The 15,414-nt window shown below is 36.2% G+C and carries 15 protein-coding genes; 6 read left to right on the plus strand and 9 right to left on the minus strand.

The features are described from left to right. The first annotated feature begins 8 nt into the window (after nt 1-8). Nucleotides 9-917 (plus strand): alpha/beta fold hydrolase, encoded by a 909-nt coding sequence (locus B9T25_RS07555; protein ID WP_086187838.1) that lies wholly within the window; start codon nt 9-11, stop codon nt 915-917. Nucleotides 918-1,053: 136 nt separating this feature from the next. Here B9T25_RS07555 and B9T25_RS07560 read toward each other — a convergent pair whose 3' ends face one another. Further along, on the minus strand, nt 1,054-1,284 hold the full coding sequence (locus B9T25_RS07560; protein WP_086187839.1) for a hypothetical protein: 231 nt from the start codon (nt 1,282-1,284) through the stop codon (nt 1,054-1,056). A gap of 137 nt (nt 1,285-1,421) precedes the next feature. Here B9T25_RS07560 and B9T25_RS07565 point away from each other — a divergent pair, with 137 nt between their 5' ends. Continuing rightward, nucleotides 1,422-2,321 (plus strand): LysR family transcriptional regulator, encoded by a 900-nt coding sequence (locus B9T25_RS07565; RefSeq protein ID WP_086187840.1) that lies wholly within the window; start codon nt 1,422-1,424, stop codon nt 2,319-2,321. Nucleotides 2,322-2,736: 415 nt separating this feature from the next. Here the strand turns inward: B9T25_RS07565 and map are convergent, their stop codons facing one another. Then, nucleotides 2,737-3,531 carry a type I methionyl aminopeptidase gene (gene map / locus B9T25_RS07570; protein WP_086187841.1) on the minus strand — a complete coding sequence of 265 codons (795 nt, stop codon included), beginning with the start codon at nt 3,529-3,531 and terminating at the stop codon, nt 2,737-2,739. Between the two features lie 349 nt (nt 3,532-3,880). On the opposite strand from map, the gene brnQ reads away from it, so the two are divergent. Then, on the plus strand, nt 3,881-5,173 hold the full coding sequence (brnQ, locus tag B9T25_RS07575) for a branched-chain amino acid transport system II carrier protein (RefSeq protein WP_086187842.1): 1,293 nt from the start codon (nt 3,881-3,883) through the stop codon (nt 5,171-5,173). A 518-nt stretch (nt 5,174-5,691) separates the two neighbouring features. After that, nucleotides 5,692-5,934 carry a hypothetical protein gene (locus B9T25_RS07580; protein ID WP_086187843.1) on the plus strand — a complete coding sequence of 81 codons (243 nt, stop codon included), beginning with the start codon at nt 5,692-5,694 and terminating at the stop codon, nt 5,932-5,934. 61 nt (nt 5,935-5,995) lie between these two features. Here the strand turns inward: B9T25_RS07580 and B9T25_RS07585 are convergent, their stop codons facing one another. Then, complete coding sequence (locus B9T25_RS07585) at nt 5,996-6,454, minus strand: hypothetical protein (RefSeq protein ID WP_086187844.1); 459 nt, start codon at nt 6,452-6,454, stop codon at nt 5,996-5,998. Nucleotides 6,455-6,577: 123 nt separating this feature from the next. Between B9T25_RS07585 and B9T25_RS07590 the strand changes: the two genes are divergently transcribed. Together B9T25_RS07590 and B9T25_RS07595 are read left to right on the plus strand one after the other, a co-directional pair. Next, entirely contained in the window at nt 6,578-7,438 is an 861-nt protein-coding gene (locus B9T25_RS07590; RefSeq protein WP_086187845.1) for an alpha/beta fold hydrolase, read from the plus strand. A 561-nt stretch (nt 7,439-7,999) separates the two neighbouring features. Next, on the plus strand, nt 8,000-8,215 hold the full coding sequence (locus tag B9T25_RS07595) for a hypothetical protein (RefSeq protein WP_086187846.1): 216 nt from the start codon (nt 8,000-8,002) through the stop codon (nt 8,213-8,215). A 233-nt stretch (nt 8,216-8,448) separates the two neighbouring features. Here B9T25_RS07595 and B9T25_RS07600 read toward each other — a convergent pair whose 3' ends face one another. The 6 genes from B9T25_RS07600 to B9T25_RS07625 form a co-directional block, all read right to left on the minus strand. Further along, complete coding sequence (locus B9T25_RS07600; protein WP_086187847.1) at nt 8,449-8,631, minus strand: hypothetical protein; 183 nt, start codon at nt 8,629-8,631, stop codon at nt 8,449-8,451. Between the two features lie 424 nt (nt 8,632-9,055). Continuing rightward, a complete protein-coding gene (locus tag B9T25_RS14780; protein ID WP_265733490.1) occupies nt 9,056-9,181 on the minus strand; it encodes a hypothetical protein in 126 nt (41 codons plus the stop codon). A 177-nt stretch (nt 9,182-9,358) separates the two neighbouring features. After that, the gene (gltS, locus tag B9T25_RS07610; RefSeq protein ID WP_086187848.1) at nt 9,359-10,582 is read right to left on the minus strand and encodes a sodium/glutamate symporter; all 1,224 of its coding nucleotides are present in this window, start codon (nt 10,580-10,582) and stop codon (nt 9,359-9,361) included. A gap of 289 nt (nt 10,583-10,871) precedes the next feature. Next, a complete protein-coding gene (locus tag B9T25_RS07615) occupies nt 10,872-11,093 on the minus strand; it encodes a hypothetical protein (RefSeq protein ID WP_086187849.1) in 222 nt (73 codons plus the stop codon). 154 nt (nt 11,094-11,247) lie between these two features. Next, nucleotides 11,248-12,519, minus strand: a complete 1,272-nt coding sequence (locus B9T25_RS07620) for a PD-(D/E)XK nuclease family protein (RefSeq protein ID WP_086187850.1) — start codon at nt 12,517-12,519, stop codon at nt 11,248-11,250. A 132-nt stretch (nt 12,520-12,651) separates the two neighbouring features. Beyond that, nucleotides 12,652-15,291 (minus strand): bifunctional aconitate hydratase 2/2-methylisocitrate dehydratase, encoded by a 2,640-nt coding sequence (locus B9T25_RS07625; protein WP_086187851.1) that lies wholly within the window; start codon nt 15,289-15,291, stop codon nt 12,652-12,654. Nucleotides 15,292-15,414 lie beyond the last annotated feature (123 nt).

The following is a 15,414-nucleotide window of genomic DNA, read 5'->3' on the forward strand; positions in this document are numbered from 1 at the left end:
ACATAACCATGCCACATTACCGCATGCCTGATGGTGAACAACTCTTTGTTCGTGAATTTGGTCAAGGCAAGCCTGTTTTAGTTTTATCGGGTTTGGGCATGCAAAGCTGGCAATGGCTGCCTTTCCTCTACCCTCAAGCGAAAAACAATAAATTCATTATTCCAGATTGGCGTGGTTTTGGTGGCTCTCATCATTGTGCTATTCCGCAACTTGATGCTATTTCCAGTCACTGGCGTGATATCAACAGTTTAACTGAACAACTTCAATTCGATAAATTTTCCGTGATTGCTTATTCTATGGGTGCAACCACAGCAATGCATGGTATGCAATATGGTAATTTAAATGAAAAATTAAACCGTTATTTACATATCGATCAGACACCCAAAATTTCTGTTGATGACACGTGGCAGTATGGTTTATTTAGCCAACAACAACCTGAGTTTAAACAGCTATTGGCTGAAATATCAGACTTGCTTGCATGCAACGCGCATGTACGCCTGCTGTCTGACCTAAATCCAGCATCTCGCCAACACTTATTAGCACTTTGGCTGGCGTTTATTCAACTCCAAACCAGCAATAAGGTTACACCTTTACTGTTTCAACTGGCCTTGAAGCAACCCAAGTTACACCCCCTAGTTTTACCTATTCAGCGTTTGGATTATTTGGCATGGTATGTAAATAATTATTTACATCATAATGAAGACTATCGCCACGCCATTGCACAGCTTTCTTGTCCTAGCACTTTTTTCATTGGAGAAAAATCGACGCTTTACCCTTCAACAGGGCAAAAAATCATTGCCAATAGTGTCAAAAATTCAACGCAAATTATCTTTAAAAAATCTGGGCATATGCCTCTCATTAGTGAACCCATCAAATTTTCTCATGAAATTGCTCAGTTTCTAAAAAATTCAGCATAAGGTATTAAGTAAATAAAAACCTTGGATGGTCATATTTTATAGCGCCTAGATCATAATGATAGACACTATCAAATAATGAATGGATATAACATCTTCAGCGTTTCGAATCATTAGAAATACAGAACTTATCGCTTCATCATCTAAACAATGTTTCTATCTGAGATGGTGAAGCGATCTGTTTTTCATACTTTTCTGGAACAATACAGATTCCTTTTTCAGTGACAACCAAACCTAAAGCCAGTTGAGCTCCACCAACTACTATTAAATTTTTTGATTTTAAACCATCTTCAGAAAAATAGACCTTGTTATGCCATTGATGATGCAAAAAATTAAAATCTAAATACGGTTGTGCTGATTGCAAAAACAAAATATATGCACATTTTTGAATTATAAAGATGATTGATTCTAGGCAGTGCACAGCTGAAAATTAAACAAATATAAAATTGACAAAATGCAACGATCTATCTTTAATCTGCAATATTGTTGCATAAATGGAATTTTTAAATGCTGTCTGATCTTGATGATTTTTATTGCTTTGCATTGGTGGTTGAACATGGTGGATTTAGTGCCGCTGAACGTGCCACAGATATTCCAAAATCAAAATTAAGTCGTCGAGTTTATAATCTTGAAGAGCATCTAGGCGTCCGATTAATTCAACGCAGTTCACGCCATTTTGCCGTGACTGAAATTGGCATGAATATTTATCGCCATGCACAAGTGATGATGAATGCCGCCCAAGCTGCGCATGATTTAGTAGATCATTTAAGTACTCAACCTCGTGGCGTGATTAAAGTCAGTTTACCTGTATCTATCGCACAAAATGAAATTGCAAAAATTTTACCCCAATTTCTAAAAACCTATCCTGAAATTAGAATCCAACTTATTGTCAGCAATCGCCGTGTCGATATTATCAATGAAGGTATTGATGTTGCCTTACGTGTACGTTCAAATTTAGATGATGACCCAAGTTTAATATTACGCAAATTTGAGAACATTGAGCAGCATCTATTTGCCAGCCAAGCTTACCTGAATGAATTTGGTGATTTGAAACAACCCGAAGATTTAAGCCAACATCAAATTCTCAGTATGGCGGATGAACATTTAGATCAGCACATCGTGGTACACGATGAAAATAATCATCAGAAAAAAATCAAGGTTAATCCAATTGTTATGGGTTCTGACTTAATGATGCTTGCTCAATTGGCCAGACAAAATTGTGGAATTGCTCTACTGCCTGACACCATTGTACAAGACTACGTACAAAGTGGTGAACTAGTCCGCGTACTGCCAAACTGGAAAGCGCCGCATGGCATTTTCCATGCTGTTTATCCATCACGTCGTGGACTGCTCCCCGCTGTTCGTGTCTTTATCGACTACTTGGTTGCACAGTTTAGCAAAAAATAAAGCCCCCAAATCATGAAGCGATAAAAAACGTAATGGCTCAAAATTTAAAATGATCAATCAATCAATTTTAGCCATTACGCTTCAAGCCGCCAAACACCACGAATAGATACACAAAGAAAAGCAATGGATAAAAATCTAGACAAAAAAAAGCTTACCCGATGTGGATAAGCTTATAAACTAAAAACAAGAGACTACAGCTAGAATCTATGTACGTATAGTACAAATAAAATACAACCCAAACTAATATTTAAAATATATTATATTCCTCTTAAAAATATAATTTATCAAAAATAAAACAACACCTTATATTATTAACCAACATTAACTAATCGTTTAAATAACTTTGTGAATGTATAAAACGGACCAAACCATACTAAAGTATAAAACCATTCACTTCCCATCAAACCATCAGATTTTAAATTTCTGGATATGAACCTGTGCCTTCTGGCCATGGCGATAAAAGTTCAAAACCTGTATCGGTGACAACAACCATATGTTCCCATTGTGCAGTTAAAGAGCGATCTGCTGTTACAACTGTCCAACCATCTTTTAATTCTTTAACACTGGGTTTTCCTGCATTAACCATAGGTTCAATGGTAAAGACCATGCCTTTTTTAAGTTTAAGACCTTGACCTGCCTGACCATAATGTAAAACATTCGGTTGTTCATGATAAACCTGACCAATCCCGTGACCGCAATACTCACGCACAATACTATAACCTTCGCGATGCGCCACAGATTGAATGGCAAAACCTATGTCACCCAAAGTTGCGTCCGGTTTAACTGCATGAATCCCAGCAACCATCGCTTCATAGGTCGTTTCAACTAATTTTTTGGCTTCTGGTTTAACTGTACCTACGTAATACATACGACTGGTATCACCAAAATAACCATCTTTAATAATCGCAACATCAATATTAATAATGTCACCGTCTTGCAAAATAGTCGCTGCAGATGGAATACCATGACACACGACTTCATTCGGAGAAATACAGGTTGTTTTGGTATAACCATAATAACCAACGTTTGCTGGAATCACTTTGAGTGTATTCACAATGAAATCATTACAAATATCATCTAAGTATTCTGTGCTTACACCTGGCTTGACATACTCCCCTATCATTTCCAAAACCTGAGCTGCTAAACGCCCGGAAATACGGAGTTTTTCTATATCTTGCTCAGTTTTAATGGTAATAGCGGAAGCCTTCATTGTTTCACCCTCATATATAAGGCTTTTGATTATAGACCTTTTCGTATTTTTTTGTTTAATCCCTGTGTATAAAGCAATTAAACTTAGATTTTCCAGCTTTTTAATGCCTAATTTACAAACATTTAAAAATGCTGTTGTAAAGAAAGTAAAATGTAATAATCTCTTAAAAAAAAAGAGTATTTTTCTTTTTTTATTCAATAATCAACAATATAAATCAACCTAAATTTAGCCATTTGTTCATTTAGATTGATTTTCATATAAATAAAATTCATACATTACATAAAATAAATTACCAAAAAACTTGTGTATCCTCTAAAATCACCTCTTTTCGTTAATCCCTCTCCTTTTCATGACAAATCTCCGTACACGGGATATTATTGCCTTAGGTTTTATGACCTTTGCACTGTTTATTGGTGCAGGCAATATTATCTTTCCACCAATCGTGGCTCAGCAAGCTGGTGAACACGTCTGGTTAGCTGCATTAGGTTTTTTAATCACTGCCGTTGGTCTACCTGTTATCACCATTATGGCGCTATCACGTGTAGAAGGGTCCATTCAAAATTTAAGTGCTCCTTTAGGTAAAATTGCTAGTTTGATTTTAACTATCTCGTGTTACTTAGCCGTTGGTCCTTTATTTGCTATTCCACGTACAGCAACGGTTTCATATGAAATCGGTTTTTCTTCTTATTTTGGTACATCAAGTAGCAGCTTGCTCATTTACAGTGCAATTTATTTTGCAGTTGTGACAGTTGTATCGCTCTATCCAAATAAACTGTTAGATACCGTAGGTCACTTCCTTGCACCGTTAAAGATTATTTCTTTAGCTGTATTAGGTATAGCCGCATTTGCAATTCCTGCTGGATTTATTCCACCTGCCATTAACAACTATGTAACTGCTCCTGTTTCTGAAGGCTTTGTGAATGGTTATTTAACCATGGACACTTTAGGTGCATTGGTCTTTGGTATTGTCATTATTAACGCGATTCATTCGCGTGGCGTAACTGATAAAAAACTGGTGACTAAATATGCAGTGATCGCAAGTTTAATTTCAGGTGTTGGTCTAACCTTAGTTTATTTAAGCTTGTTCAAACTCGGTTTAGGAAGCCATGAAGTCGCTCCAAATGCAGCAAATGGTGCAGTGATCTTGCATGCATATGTACAACATGCTTTTGGTGATGTCGGTTCTCTTTTCTTAACGGGTATGATTTTCCTTGCCTGCATGGTAACAGCCATTGGCTTAACCTGTGCTTGTGCAGAATACTTCTCAGAACTCACTAAAATTCCTTATAAAATTTTAGTTTTTATTTTAATCGGCTTCTCTTTCATTATTTCAAACTTGGGTTTAACCAAACTTATAGCCGTGTCCGTACCTGTTTTAAGTGCAATTTACCCACCAGCAATTGTCGTTATTTTACTAAGTTTCTTTTGGAAATGTTTCAATCGACCAGCTTATGTTATTGCACCAGTCACAGCAATTTCATTTATATTTGGTATTCTAGATGGACTTAAAGTTGCAGGATTTGAAGCTTATTTACCTGAATTTGTTCAGCATTTACCCTTAAATGCACAAAATTTAGCATGGCTTACTCCATCACTTATTGTGCTGATTATTGCTATCGTGATTGATAAAGCTAAAAAATAACCAAAACCAATGTCATTAAAATCAAGTTTTACCCAAACCTGATTTTAGTCGTGATCAATAGAACATCATGTTTTACCCAAACAGCGTTTTATTGTTTACATTTTCAGACATTTTTGGTTAAACCACTATATTCCACATGCTATGTACATGTGACATTCTCAAAGATCTATCTTTTACCTCAGTATACAGTACGCACTTACATTCCTAGCCGCATTCAAATAAAACCATTCAACTCGCTGGCATCAATATTGCTTATTCTTATCTATGCTTCGACTATTGTTGAATATCGCCAGTCATCCAACGCTTGCTACACTAAAAGTGTGGGTCTACATGTATTCAATAAATACTTGGTATTTACGATTTTAATAAAATTAACATATACTTTTATTCACATAGCATAATTTTATTACAAAATAATGACATTGACTCTTGAAATAGCTGTAAATAACAAGTAAAACAATAGAAACCAATCTGACTAAAACAATTAGGTTTAGGTCAAAATGACAGGAGGGGTGGAGATGTTATCATTACATTTCAATAAGGAAGTCTTCATTAACGCTCTAAAAGCAAATAAGAATATGGTCACCTATTTGAGTACCACTGTTGCTCTAATGATGACATTAATTATTCATGGTTTAATTCAAGGCAATTTAAAACCTGAATTCTTTATGTATGCTTTTATTGTCTCAATTGCCTTTTATATTTGGGCTGTGGTCGATCAAAAGTATCGTCAGCAGAAACAAAGTAATTCTACAGAATAAAAGATGGGTGACTATCACCCATCTTAAGAAAAGAAAAACAATCATTTATACCATCTAAAAATTAAAACACGCCCAAACCAAAAATTGCCCCAAGTAACAACCCTGCTGTCGCACCCAATTCCCCTATCACTAAAAAAATCATTGCACTGGTGAGCATCCATTTTGGCAATTGCCAACATCCCATTTGATGCGGAACTTTAAATTGATTACTGGTATCTTTAAGCCAACCATGTAACACATAGCTTAAAATTGAAAAACTAAAAAAGAAAAGATTGATCAATACAAAAATTAAATTAATCCCTTCAGACCATACTGAAAAATAGGCTAAAACGGCAATAATCAAACTGGCTGGTGCATAAAGCAAACTACTTCTATGTGCAATATCAACATAATAATGCGCACGAGCCTGCTCAGAATGGCGTATTTGATAGTATTTCCATACTCCAGTCAGCATCCCCACCCAAAGAAAAATACCGCTAAATATAATTGCGAGTGAAACAGATTGAGTTAAATCTTCCATATCTATTGATTTATATCCTTATTTTTAGAACGCTATTCTGACTTTAAAGTCATTCTTTATGCAAGTTTCTTTTTAGAATTTCGCTACAGTAGTAGCAAGTTAAATTTAACGCATGTTCTAAATATGAGTATTTTTGAAACATTAGAAATCAGCTGTAAAGATGGATATTCTCTCAGTGGATGTTTTTACCCAAAACAAAATTTAAGTAAAAATAATTACCCCATTTTAATTTGCCCTGCAACTGGAATCACTCAACACTTCTACCAAGCTTTTGCAGAATGGTTAAGTACACAAGGCTATGATGTTTTGAGCTTTGATTTCCGTGGAATTGGTCGCTCCCTACATGGCCCTTTAAAGAAATCTGAAGCCAGTATTGTCAATTGGGGGCAGCTTGATATTCCTGCTGCAATAGATACCCTGTTATGTAAGACACAAACAGATCAGGTTATTTTATTGGGTCATAGTGCAGGCGGTCAGCTTTTAGGCATTGTCCCAAATTATCAAAAAGTTGCAAAAGTTATTGCAGTTTCAGGCTCAACTGGGCATGTGAAAGGTCTAAAAGGTAAAACTAAACTTCTAGCTCCTGTTATGTTCAATGTCATTTTTCCATTAGCGCGCATTACCAAAGGATATGGGCCAACACAGGCTATTGGCATGGGTGAAAACTTACCTAAAGATGTGGCCAAACAATGGGCGCAATTTTGTAGCAAACCAGGTTATGTCATGAATGCAATGGGCAAAACTGTGTTTGAAGATTATCACACGGAAATTAAATGCCCCATTACTGTACTATGGTCTTCAGATGATGAAATTGCCACTGCTATAAATGTGAAAGACTTACTGCGCTTATACCCAAATGCAGCTACACAAATGATTGAATTAGAGCCAAAAAAATACAACCATAAAGCAATTGGTCATATGTTAATGTTTAAAAAATCACATCAAAACTTATGGTCTGTGATTGAACAACAATTGGCTGTTTAAATAAGATATAGATAGTTATTTGATAGCTGGTGTGTTCTAATACGCTTAGTTTGAGATGAGCCTCTTACAGTATATGGGCTTGACCTATATACGACTAGCCCCTAACCATGGGGCTTTTTAACGATTAAAAACAATAACTTATAATTAATTGGCGTAAAGCGCAAGTTATCCACAAGTGAGCAGGTCTTTATACACTCATTGTATCATCTATTTTATATATCAAATAAAGACACTGGAAAGAATAAAAATGAAAACATGGCTCTACTTCTACATTGAACACACTGTGAAAAATGGAAAGCTTTTTTAAGAATGCAAGTATAAAAATTAAGAAATTTTTATGTCTTACTCCCATAGAGCCTAAAAATAATATATGTTTTATCAAGTAGCCAATGTAATTTATATTTTTTAAAAATTTAAATAACTTCATCCTAATTAATCATATATTTTTATTTTAAATCACAAATTTTACAATGAAAAAAAATGTCACATGCAGTAGGTAGCTTTATAATGATAAATATGCAAATTTATAATTAACTCATTTTAAAAGTGGATGGATTTAGCATGACTAATCAACAAAGTGATCAACATCGGCAACAAGAGAGTGATCAAGAGCGCCAAAACAAACAGCAAGATCAACAATATCATCAAAACAAACAGGATCAGCAACAAAAGCAAGATCATCAACAACATCAACACTATAAGCCAGATCAACAGCGCCAACAAAATCAGAAGGATCGAGAAGATATACAACGGCAAAAAGATCAACAGAATCAGTAAAATGCTCATAAATATAAAAAAAAGCCCCAATATATTATTGAGGCTTTTTTTATACATCTTTAAGTCTAATTCTTGTAGCAGCAAGCATCCTATACTCATAATTATAATGATTTTTTTATTTAAGGAATATCCTGCTTCTCATTGGTATAACCATATAAAAATTATCCATAAAGGAATAGACCAGAAATAAAAACCTCAAACTGCGTGTTTGGGGTTTTTATTTCTACCAAAGATTACCTCTGTTGTTTCTGTGGGTTTTCAGATGGTTCGTCGGGTTGCTTTTGTGGGTTTTCGGGTTGTTCATTTGATTGTTTTCTAGGGTCTGTTTGCTGCTGTGGATTTTTTGGATCATTTTGACGATTTGGCTGGTGTGGCTGACTAGACTCTTGATTTGGTTGGTTCTGTTGATTAGCCATTTTAGTTTCCATCCTATAGTTTTGGAATACGTTGCTTTGGTAGCAACCTTATCAAGCTACTCTTTAAATCTGGTGATACCCTACTATGTATGTATCAACATGCGTTAATGTAAGTGGAATAAATATAGCTGGCTGTTTCTTAATAGAACTATTTAAACCATGTTAACAATTATTACCGAAAGCTCTTAGTCAACGAGTTCCATTTTTGGCCAAATGTTACTTAATCTTTCGACATCAATTGCGTAGCCATCTGCTTTTTCTACCATGCTTCGATATTCAGCTGTGCACGCTTCGAGTAATTCACTGTTAGTCATGGTGTAACTCAAACAATGGGGCTTCGGACAAACGTTTGTTGGCCTCACTGAGTTGCTTTGACAACCCATTATTAGCCAGCTCAGCACTACGAGCGGCAGCATTCGCATGCTTATATTTTTTTAATCGCATTTTGCTCTATCTCTATGTATTTATCTGACCAAACTTTTTCGATGGTGGCTTTCTCTTTTGTCGCTTGAGAAATTGTATCCTCATAAGGCTTAATGGCTTTTTCCACGCGTGCATCACATGCAATTTCTACATCTTGAAGCTTTCCCGCTTAAATGGTTTGTGTACACAAGCTGACCGAAGCAGTTAGATGCTTAACGGATCATTCATAGGCCACTCCCTATTCTAGGCAATAAAAAAGCACCTACGGGTGCTTTTTTATTTTTTGAAATATCAACCAAGCAAATTAACTCAAGATGCCAATTGAAAATTGGATCACAAATGCATTCACAATATCTACAAAGAATGCACCAGTCAGCGGCACAATTAAAAAGGCTTTATGTGATGGGCCATAAGTATTGGTTACCGCTTGAATATTAGCAATTGCAGTTGGGGTTGCACCTAAATTCACACCACATTGACCTGCACACAGTACCGCAGCATCATAATTTTTGCCCATAATACGAAAGGTCACAAAGTACAAATAGAGTGCCAAGAAAAGTGTCTGAACAATAAGAATGATAATCAAGGGCCCTGCCAAGTCTGCCAATAACCATAACTGTAATGACATTAAAGCCATGGACAAAAACAGTCCCAATGATGCATTACCAAATACATCTATACAGCGCTCAAATACTTGAACTTTCAAACCATGTTCTAAAATATTTCGCAAGATAACACCGCACATGAGCGCCCAAACAAAAGTTGGAAGTTCAAACCATTGTCCTTTGGCAATAGCTGTCATGAAATAAGCGAAACTAATGCAGATGGCAAACATCCCCATAGTTTTAACCGCATCATCTGCAGTAATTAAACGGGTCTTTTCAGGATACTCAAATGGTGCTGTTTCCGCTGCTGGTGGTGCTTCATTTCGACCTGTTGATGGTAAAATTTCTTCAGCCAATTTAAAACGACGAATGAGAAATTTTGCAACCGGCCCACCCATCATGCCACCAATGACTAAACCAAATGTAGCGCTTGCCATACCTAAGACAATTGCGCCTTTTATTCCATGATCTTGTTCAAAAACAGTACCCCACGCACCCGCAGTACCATGCCCGCCAGTTAACGTCACTGAACCAGTAATTAAACCAATTAAAGGATCTAAACCCAGCATTTTAGCAAGGCTAATACCCACTGCATTTTGCAGTAGTACAAAGACGATGACACATGCCAAAAATAGCACAAGTGCTTTTCCACCCTCTTTAAGTTTAATCAAACTCGCACTCAAACCAACTGAGGTAAAAAACATCAACATAAAAATTTGTTGAATATTCGCGTCGAAGTTAACCGTAATATTAAAACTTTTAAATAAGAAATATGTGATCACTGCCGCCACTAACCCGCCTGCGACAGGTTCTGGAATATTGTATTTTTTTAAAATACTCACCTTGTTGACGACTACATACCCGACCAATAGAACAAAAACTGCCACAACTATTGTCAAAAAGGCATCTAATTGATAATTCATGTGATATCCAATGATGCTTATTTACTTAATTTTAAACAGAGTCATAACTTATGGACAAGATTTTATTTTTATTCTTGGACTATCTAGACTTTATTTGTACAAATACTATCGTTTATAAAATACATACACGTAATGTAGAGAATCAGCAAAAAAAAACTTGGTATGAAAGATTAAAAATATGGAAGATGCCGATGTTTTTTGGTAATGCAAAAAACACCTATCTTCACATATCGTAAGAAATCAAAAATATTTGAGCATTTCATTGAAAATATAATTAATAAATAAACAATTAATTAGACTCAATGCCATACACCCAACTTTTAGCTTGTTTATCCGTGGTTGTTTCACAGATATAGTAATAGTCATCCCAAGAATCTGGATGAAAAATTTCGAGTTTTCGATAGATCACTTTTTTTGACTTCTCAATACATTCAAAGCTTTCACCTTGATCTTTCACGGCTGATCCGTTGAGAAATCCACCAATACATAAAAACCGCGCCTGTTTTGCCATTTATTTACATCAACTTTTTAAATCATTTCACAATGTGTGGATTAAACGATTTATTGGTCTAGCTGTAAAGTGTAACAAATGACATACATAAAGGAAATATCGATCAGTTAAAGTGAGCCTTGGTCTGAAAGATTGGAGTCATGGGCTATACCAATTATTTGGTTTTGGAAATACCAGAATATTCCAAGCTTAATAGTCCATTTAAAATTTCTAAATCATTAATTCGATCACTAATAAAATTATCTAAAAAACTATTATCTACGCCTAGCAACTTAAAAGTATCTCCAGAAAATTTTCTTAAATTTCCAATATCGTGACTAATCCACTCATATTTTATTTTTTTCCAAACTGGTCGTATCTTCCAAGTTGGAAAATTGTTAGTTATTACTTTTAATTGTTCAGAACTCACACCATCTAAAACTATTCCATAATGAAGATCGTTTGTTGCCACTACAAATAAAAAAGTAAGCTTTGAATTTGTTTTACATTTTAAAGCACATCCTATTACATTTCTTTTAATTGCTGGATTTTTTGCGCTAGCTTGTTCAAACCACGCCACACAATTTTCTTTAGTGAATAGAATATTTTCATACTCATTAGAAACTATAAAATTTCCACTATCTATAATTTTTTTCTGAACATTGCTAAATAATTGAAAAAGTAGATAACCACGATATTCGCTACTATTAAATTGTCGTGAAATGAGTTTTATTGCAGCGAGTTCTTCTGAGTTTAAATTTTCCAACATCATATTAAGCTCCTTACCTCCAGTTATCACCTTATCAGTCAACAATTTCAATAAATTTACATATTGACTTATAGCTGAGACCAGATTGTTGCTAAATTGAACTTCAGTTAATACACTCTCAAGCCAATTAATAATATTTTCTGCATAACTTATACAACGTAAATCCACAAAATGATATTTATCATCTAACACAATTACATATTGATCATTTAGTTTTTTTATTACACCTAAAGAAGATGCGCTAGGCTCGTCGCCATTTAATGTTAAATATATAATTAATGGATCTTTTTTTTGCCCAATACAATAATTATAGTATCTATTTAATTGCTTATTTTGATCTTCTGCATAAATTTTATTTTCTATGATCATCGCTTTATTTTTATTTTGAATAAGTAAATCAATTTGCCCATGTTCACATCTAAATTCTTTTTTTATAGATACATATTCATCCAACTGAAAATCTAAGCCTAAATATTTTATAAAACTTTTCAAAAAGAATGTTTTTTGACCATGTGAACCATTTGGATCTAATAGCTCTTTTAATATTGGAGTATGGGTGAAAACCTCACTACTACTAATTCCAGCAATTTTTAATAAATTAAAATAATCACCATGACTTTTATTCTTATAAATTATTTCTATAGTCTGCTTAATCAAATTATCTACATGTTTTTCCATTTTCTTCTCAAAAAATAAGGGCTGATTAATCAGCCCTTATTTTATACCGCTTATTGCTTAATTTCCAAGCAAATCATAGACTTGCTCTTGCACTAGGGAAAAGCCTTTTTGGCTTTTCTTAATCCTAGCTCATTAAGTCAATTGAGCAGCAGCAATTTTCTTCGTATCAACATTCGCAGCAGCGTCAGTATAGTCGCTCATTTTATCGAAGCTTAAGTATTGATAGATGTCAGCAGACATGCTGTCAATTTGAGCTGCATATTGTTGGTATTCTTCTGGAGTTGGTAATTTACCAAGTACAGCAGCAACAGATGCAAGTTCAGCAGACGCTAAGTAAACGTTAGCACCTTGACCTAAACGGTTCGGGAAGTTACGAGTAGAAGTCGATACACAAGTTGTGTTCGGAGCTACACGTGCTTGGTTACCCATACATAATGAACAACCTGGCATTTCAGTACGCGCGCCAGCTTTACCATAAATATTATAGAAACCTTCTTCCATCAATTGACGTTCGTCCATACGCGTTGGTGGAGCAATCCACAAACGAGTTGACAATACACCGCCTGGAACTTTTTCTAACAATTTACCAGTCGCACGGAAGTGACCGATATTTGTCATACAAGAACCAACGAATACTTCGTCAATTTTAACGCCTTGAACGTCAGAAAGAAGTTTAGCGTCATCTGGATCGTTCGGGCAGCAAAGAACTGGTTCTTTAATGTCAGCTAGGTCAATTTCATACACTTTCGTGTATTCAGCATCAGCATCAGCTTTAAGAAGTGATGGGTTCGCTAACCATTTTTCCATGTTCTCTACACGACGAGCCATCGTACGCGCATCACCATAACCTTCAGAAATCATCCACTTAAGCATGGTGATGTTTGAACGAAGGTATTCAGCAACTTTCTCTTCAGAAAGCGTGATAGAACAACCAGCAGCAGAACGTTCAGCAGAAGCATCAGAAAGTTCGAATGCTTGCTCAACAGTCAGGTCAGTTTCCATTTCTGTTAAATCGATCTCAAGGATACGACCAGAGAAAATGTTCTTCTTACCTTTCTTCTCTACAGTTAAGTCACCCGCTTGAATCGCATAGTAAGGAATTGCATGTACAAGGTCACGTAAAGTGATACCAGGCTGCATTTTACCTTTGAACTTAACCAGAATTGATTCAGGCATGTCTAATGGCATAACACCAGTTGCAGCAGCAAATGCTACAAGACCAGAACCCGCAGGGAAAGAAATACCAATTGGGAAACGCGTATGTGAGTCACCACCAGTACCAACGGTATCAGGCATTAACATACGGTTTAACCAAGAGTGGATAATACCGTCACCTGGACGTAAAGATACACCACCACGGTTCATGATGAAATCAGGAAGCGTATGCTGCATTTGTACATCAATTGGCTTTGGATAAGCTGCTGTATGACAGAAAGATTGCATAACGAGGTCTGCAGAGAAACCTAAGCAAGCCAAATCTTTCAATTCATCACGTGTCATTGGACCAGTCGTATCTTGCGAACCAACAGTCGTCATACGTGGTTCACAGTAAGTACCCGGAAGTACACCTTGACCTTCAGCAAGACCACAAGCGCGACCAACCATTTTCTGTGCTTGAGTAAAACCTTTGCCAGTAGCAGCAGGTTGTACTGGAACACGGAACAATGTAGAAACTGGAAGACCTAAAGCTTCACGCGCTTTAGTGGTTAAGCCACGACCAACGATTAAGTTAATACGACCACCCGCACGAACTTCGTCAAGAAGAACAGGCGTTTTCAATTCAGATTCAGCGATTTGTTCGCCAGCTTTGAATGCAGTTACTTTTGCAGCAGCATGATCAATTTTAAGAACGATTTCGTCGCCCATGTTCATGTTAGCAACATCGATTTCGATCGGTAACGCACCCGCATCTTCCATCGTATTGAAGAAGATAGGCGCGATTTTAGAACCTAAGCAGTAACCACCGTCTTTTTTATTCGGAATGTGAGCAATGTCGTCACCGAAGAACCAAAGTACAGAATTCGTTGCTGATTTACGACTTGAACCCGTACCAACAACGTCACCGACGTAAGCAACTTGGTTGCCTTTCGCGATCAATTCTTTAATTTGCTTTAATGGACCAACTTCACCAGGAACTTCTGGATCAATACCATCACGTACGTTTTTCAACATCGCATTTGCATGTAATGGAATGTCTGGTCGGCTCCAAGCGTCTTGAGCTGGAGACAAATCATCAGTATTCGTTTCGCCAGTAACTTTGAATACAGTCAGTTTAATTTCTTCTGGAACGTCAGGACGCGAAGTGAACCATTCAGCATCTGCCCAAGATTGCATAACCGCTTGAGCATTTACATTACCTGCTTTAGCTTTATCTGCTACGTCATGGAACGCATCAAATACTAAAAGTGTTTTTTTCAACGCTTCAGCAGCTAATTCAGAAAGTTCAGCATCATCTAGCAATACAACTAAAGGGGCTACGTTATAACCACCAAGCATAGTACCTAATAAATAAACTGCACGTTCTTTAGAAATTAAAGGAGAAGTTGCTTCGCCTTTTGCCAAAGCAGCCAAGAAAGCAGCTTTAACATAAGCAGCTTGGTCAACACCTGCAGGAACACGATTTTCTAGCAAGTCAACTAAAAATGCTTCTTCGCCAGCTGGTGGATTTTTTAATAGTTCAACCAAGTCAGCTGTTTGAGCATCATCTAGTGGCTTCGGTGGGACTCCGAGTGCGGCACGTTCTTCTACGTGTTGGCGGTAAGCTTCTAGCACGGTGTTATTCCTCTTTTTTAAAAAACTACTTATGAATTCCAGCTTCTTCTAAGCTTCACAAGTAATATGGACAACTAAATTTTACTAAAAATCTAGTTAAAAGTTAATGCAGTAGCGGTGTTT

Source organism: Acinetobacter sp. ANC 4470 (assembly GCF_002135335.1).
GTDB lineage: Bacteria > Pseudomonadota > Gammaproteobacteria > Pseudomonadales > Moraxellaceae > Acinetobacter.

Bases quoted from the DNA above. Each gene is read 5' to 3' on its own strand.
- brnQ (WP_086187842.1), top strand. From the start codon at position 3,881: ATGACAAATCTCCGTACACGGGATATTATTGCCTTAGGTTTTATGACC.
- B9T25_RS07565 (WP_086187840.1), top strand. From the start codon at position 1,422: ATGCTGTCTGATCTTGATGATTTTTATTGCTTTGCATTGGTGGTTGAA.
- B9T25_RS07580 (WP_086187843.1), top strand. From the start codon at position 5,692: ATGTTATCATTACATTTCAATAAGGAAGTCTTCATTAACGCTCTAAAA.
- B9T25_RS07595 (WP_086187846.1), top strand. From the start codon at position 8,000: ATGACTAATCAACAAAGTGATCAACATCGGCAACAAGAGAGTGATCAA.
- gltS (WP_086187848.1), bottom strand. From the start codon at position 10,582: ATGAATTATCAATTAGATGCCTTTTTGACAATAGTTGTGGCAGTTTTT.
- B9T25_RS07620 (WP_086187850.1), bottom strand. From the start codon at position 12,519: ATGGAAAAACATGTAGATAATTTGATTAAGCAGACTATAGAAATAATT.
- B9T25_RS07555 (WP_086187838.1), top strand. From the start codon at position 9: ATGCCACATTACCGCATGCCTGATGGTGAACAACTCTTTGTTCGTGAA.
- B9T25_RS07615 (WP_086187849.1), bottom strand. From the start codon at position 11,093: ATGGCAAAACAGGCGCGGTTTTTATGTATTGGTGGATTTCTCAACGGA.
- B9T25_RS07585 (WP_086187844.1), bottom strand. From the start codon at position 6,454: ATGGAAGATTTAACTCAATCTGTTTCACTCGCAATTATATTTAGCGGT.
- map (WP_086187841.1), bottom strand. From the start codon at position 3,531: ATGAAGGCTTCCGCTATTACCATTAAAACTGAGCAAGATATAGAAAAA.
- B9T25_RS07590 (WP_086187845.1), top strand. From the start codon at position 6,578: ATGAGTATTTTTGAAACATTAGAAATCAGCTGTAAAGATGGATATTCT.
- B9T25_RS07600 (WP_086187847.1), bottom strand. From the start codon at position 8,631: ATGGCTAATCAACAGAACCAACCAAATCAAGAGTCTAGTCAGCCACAC.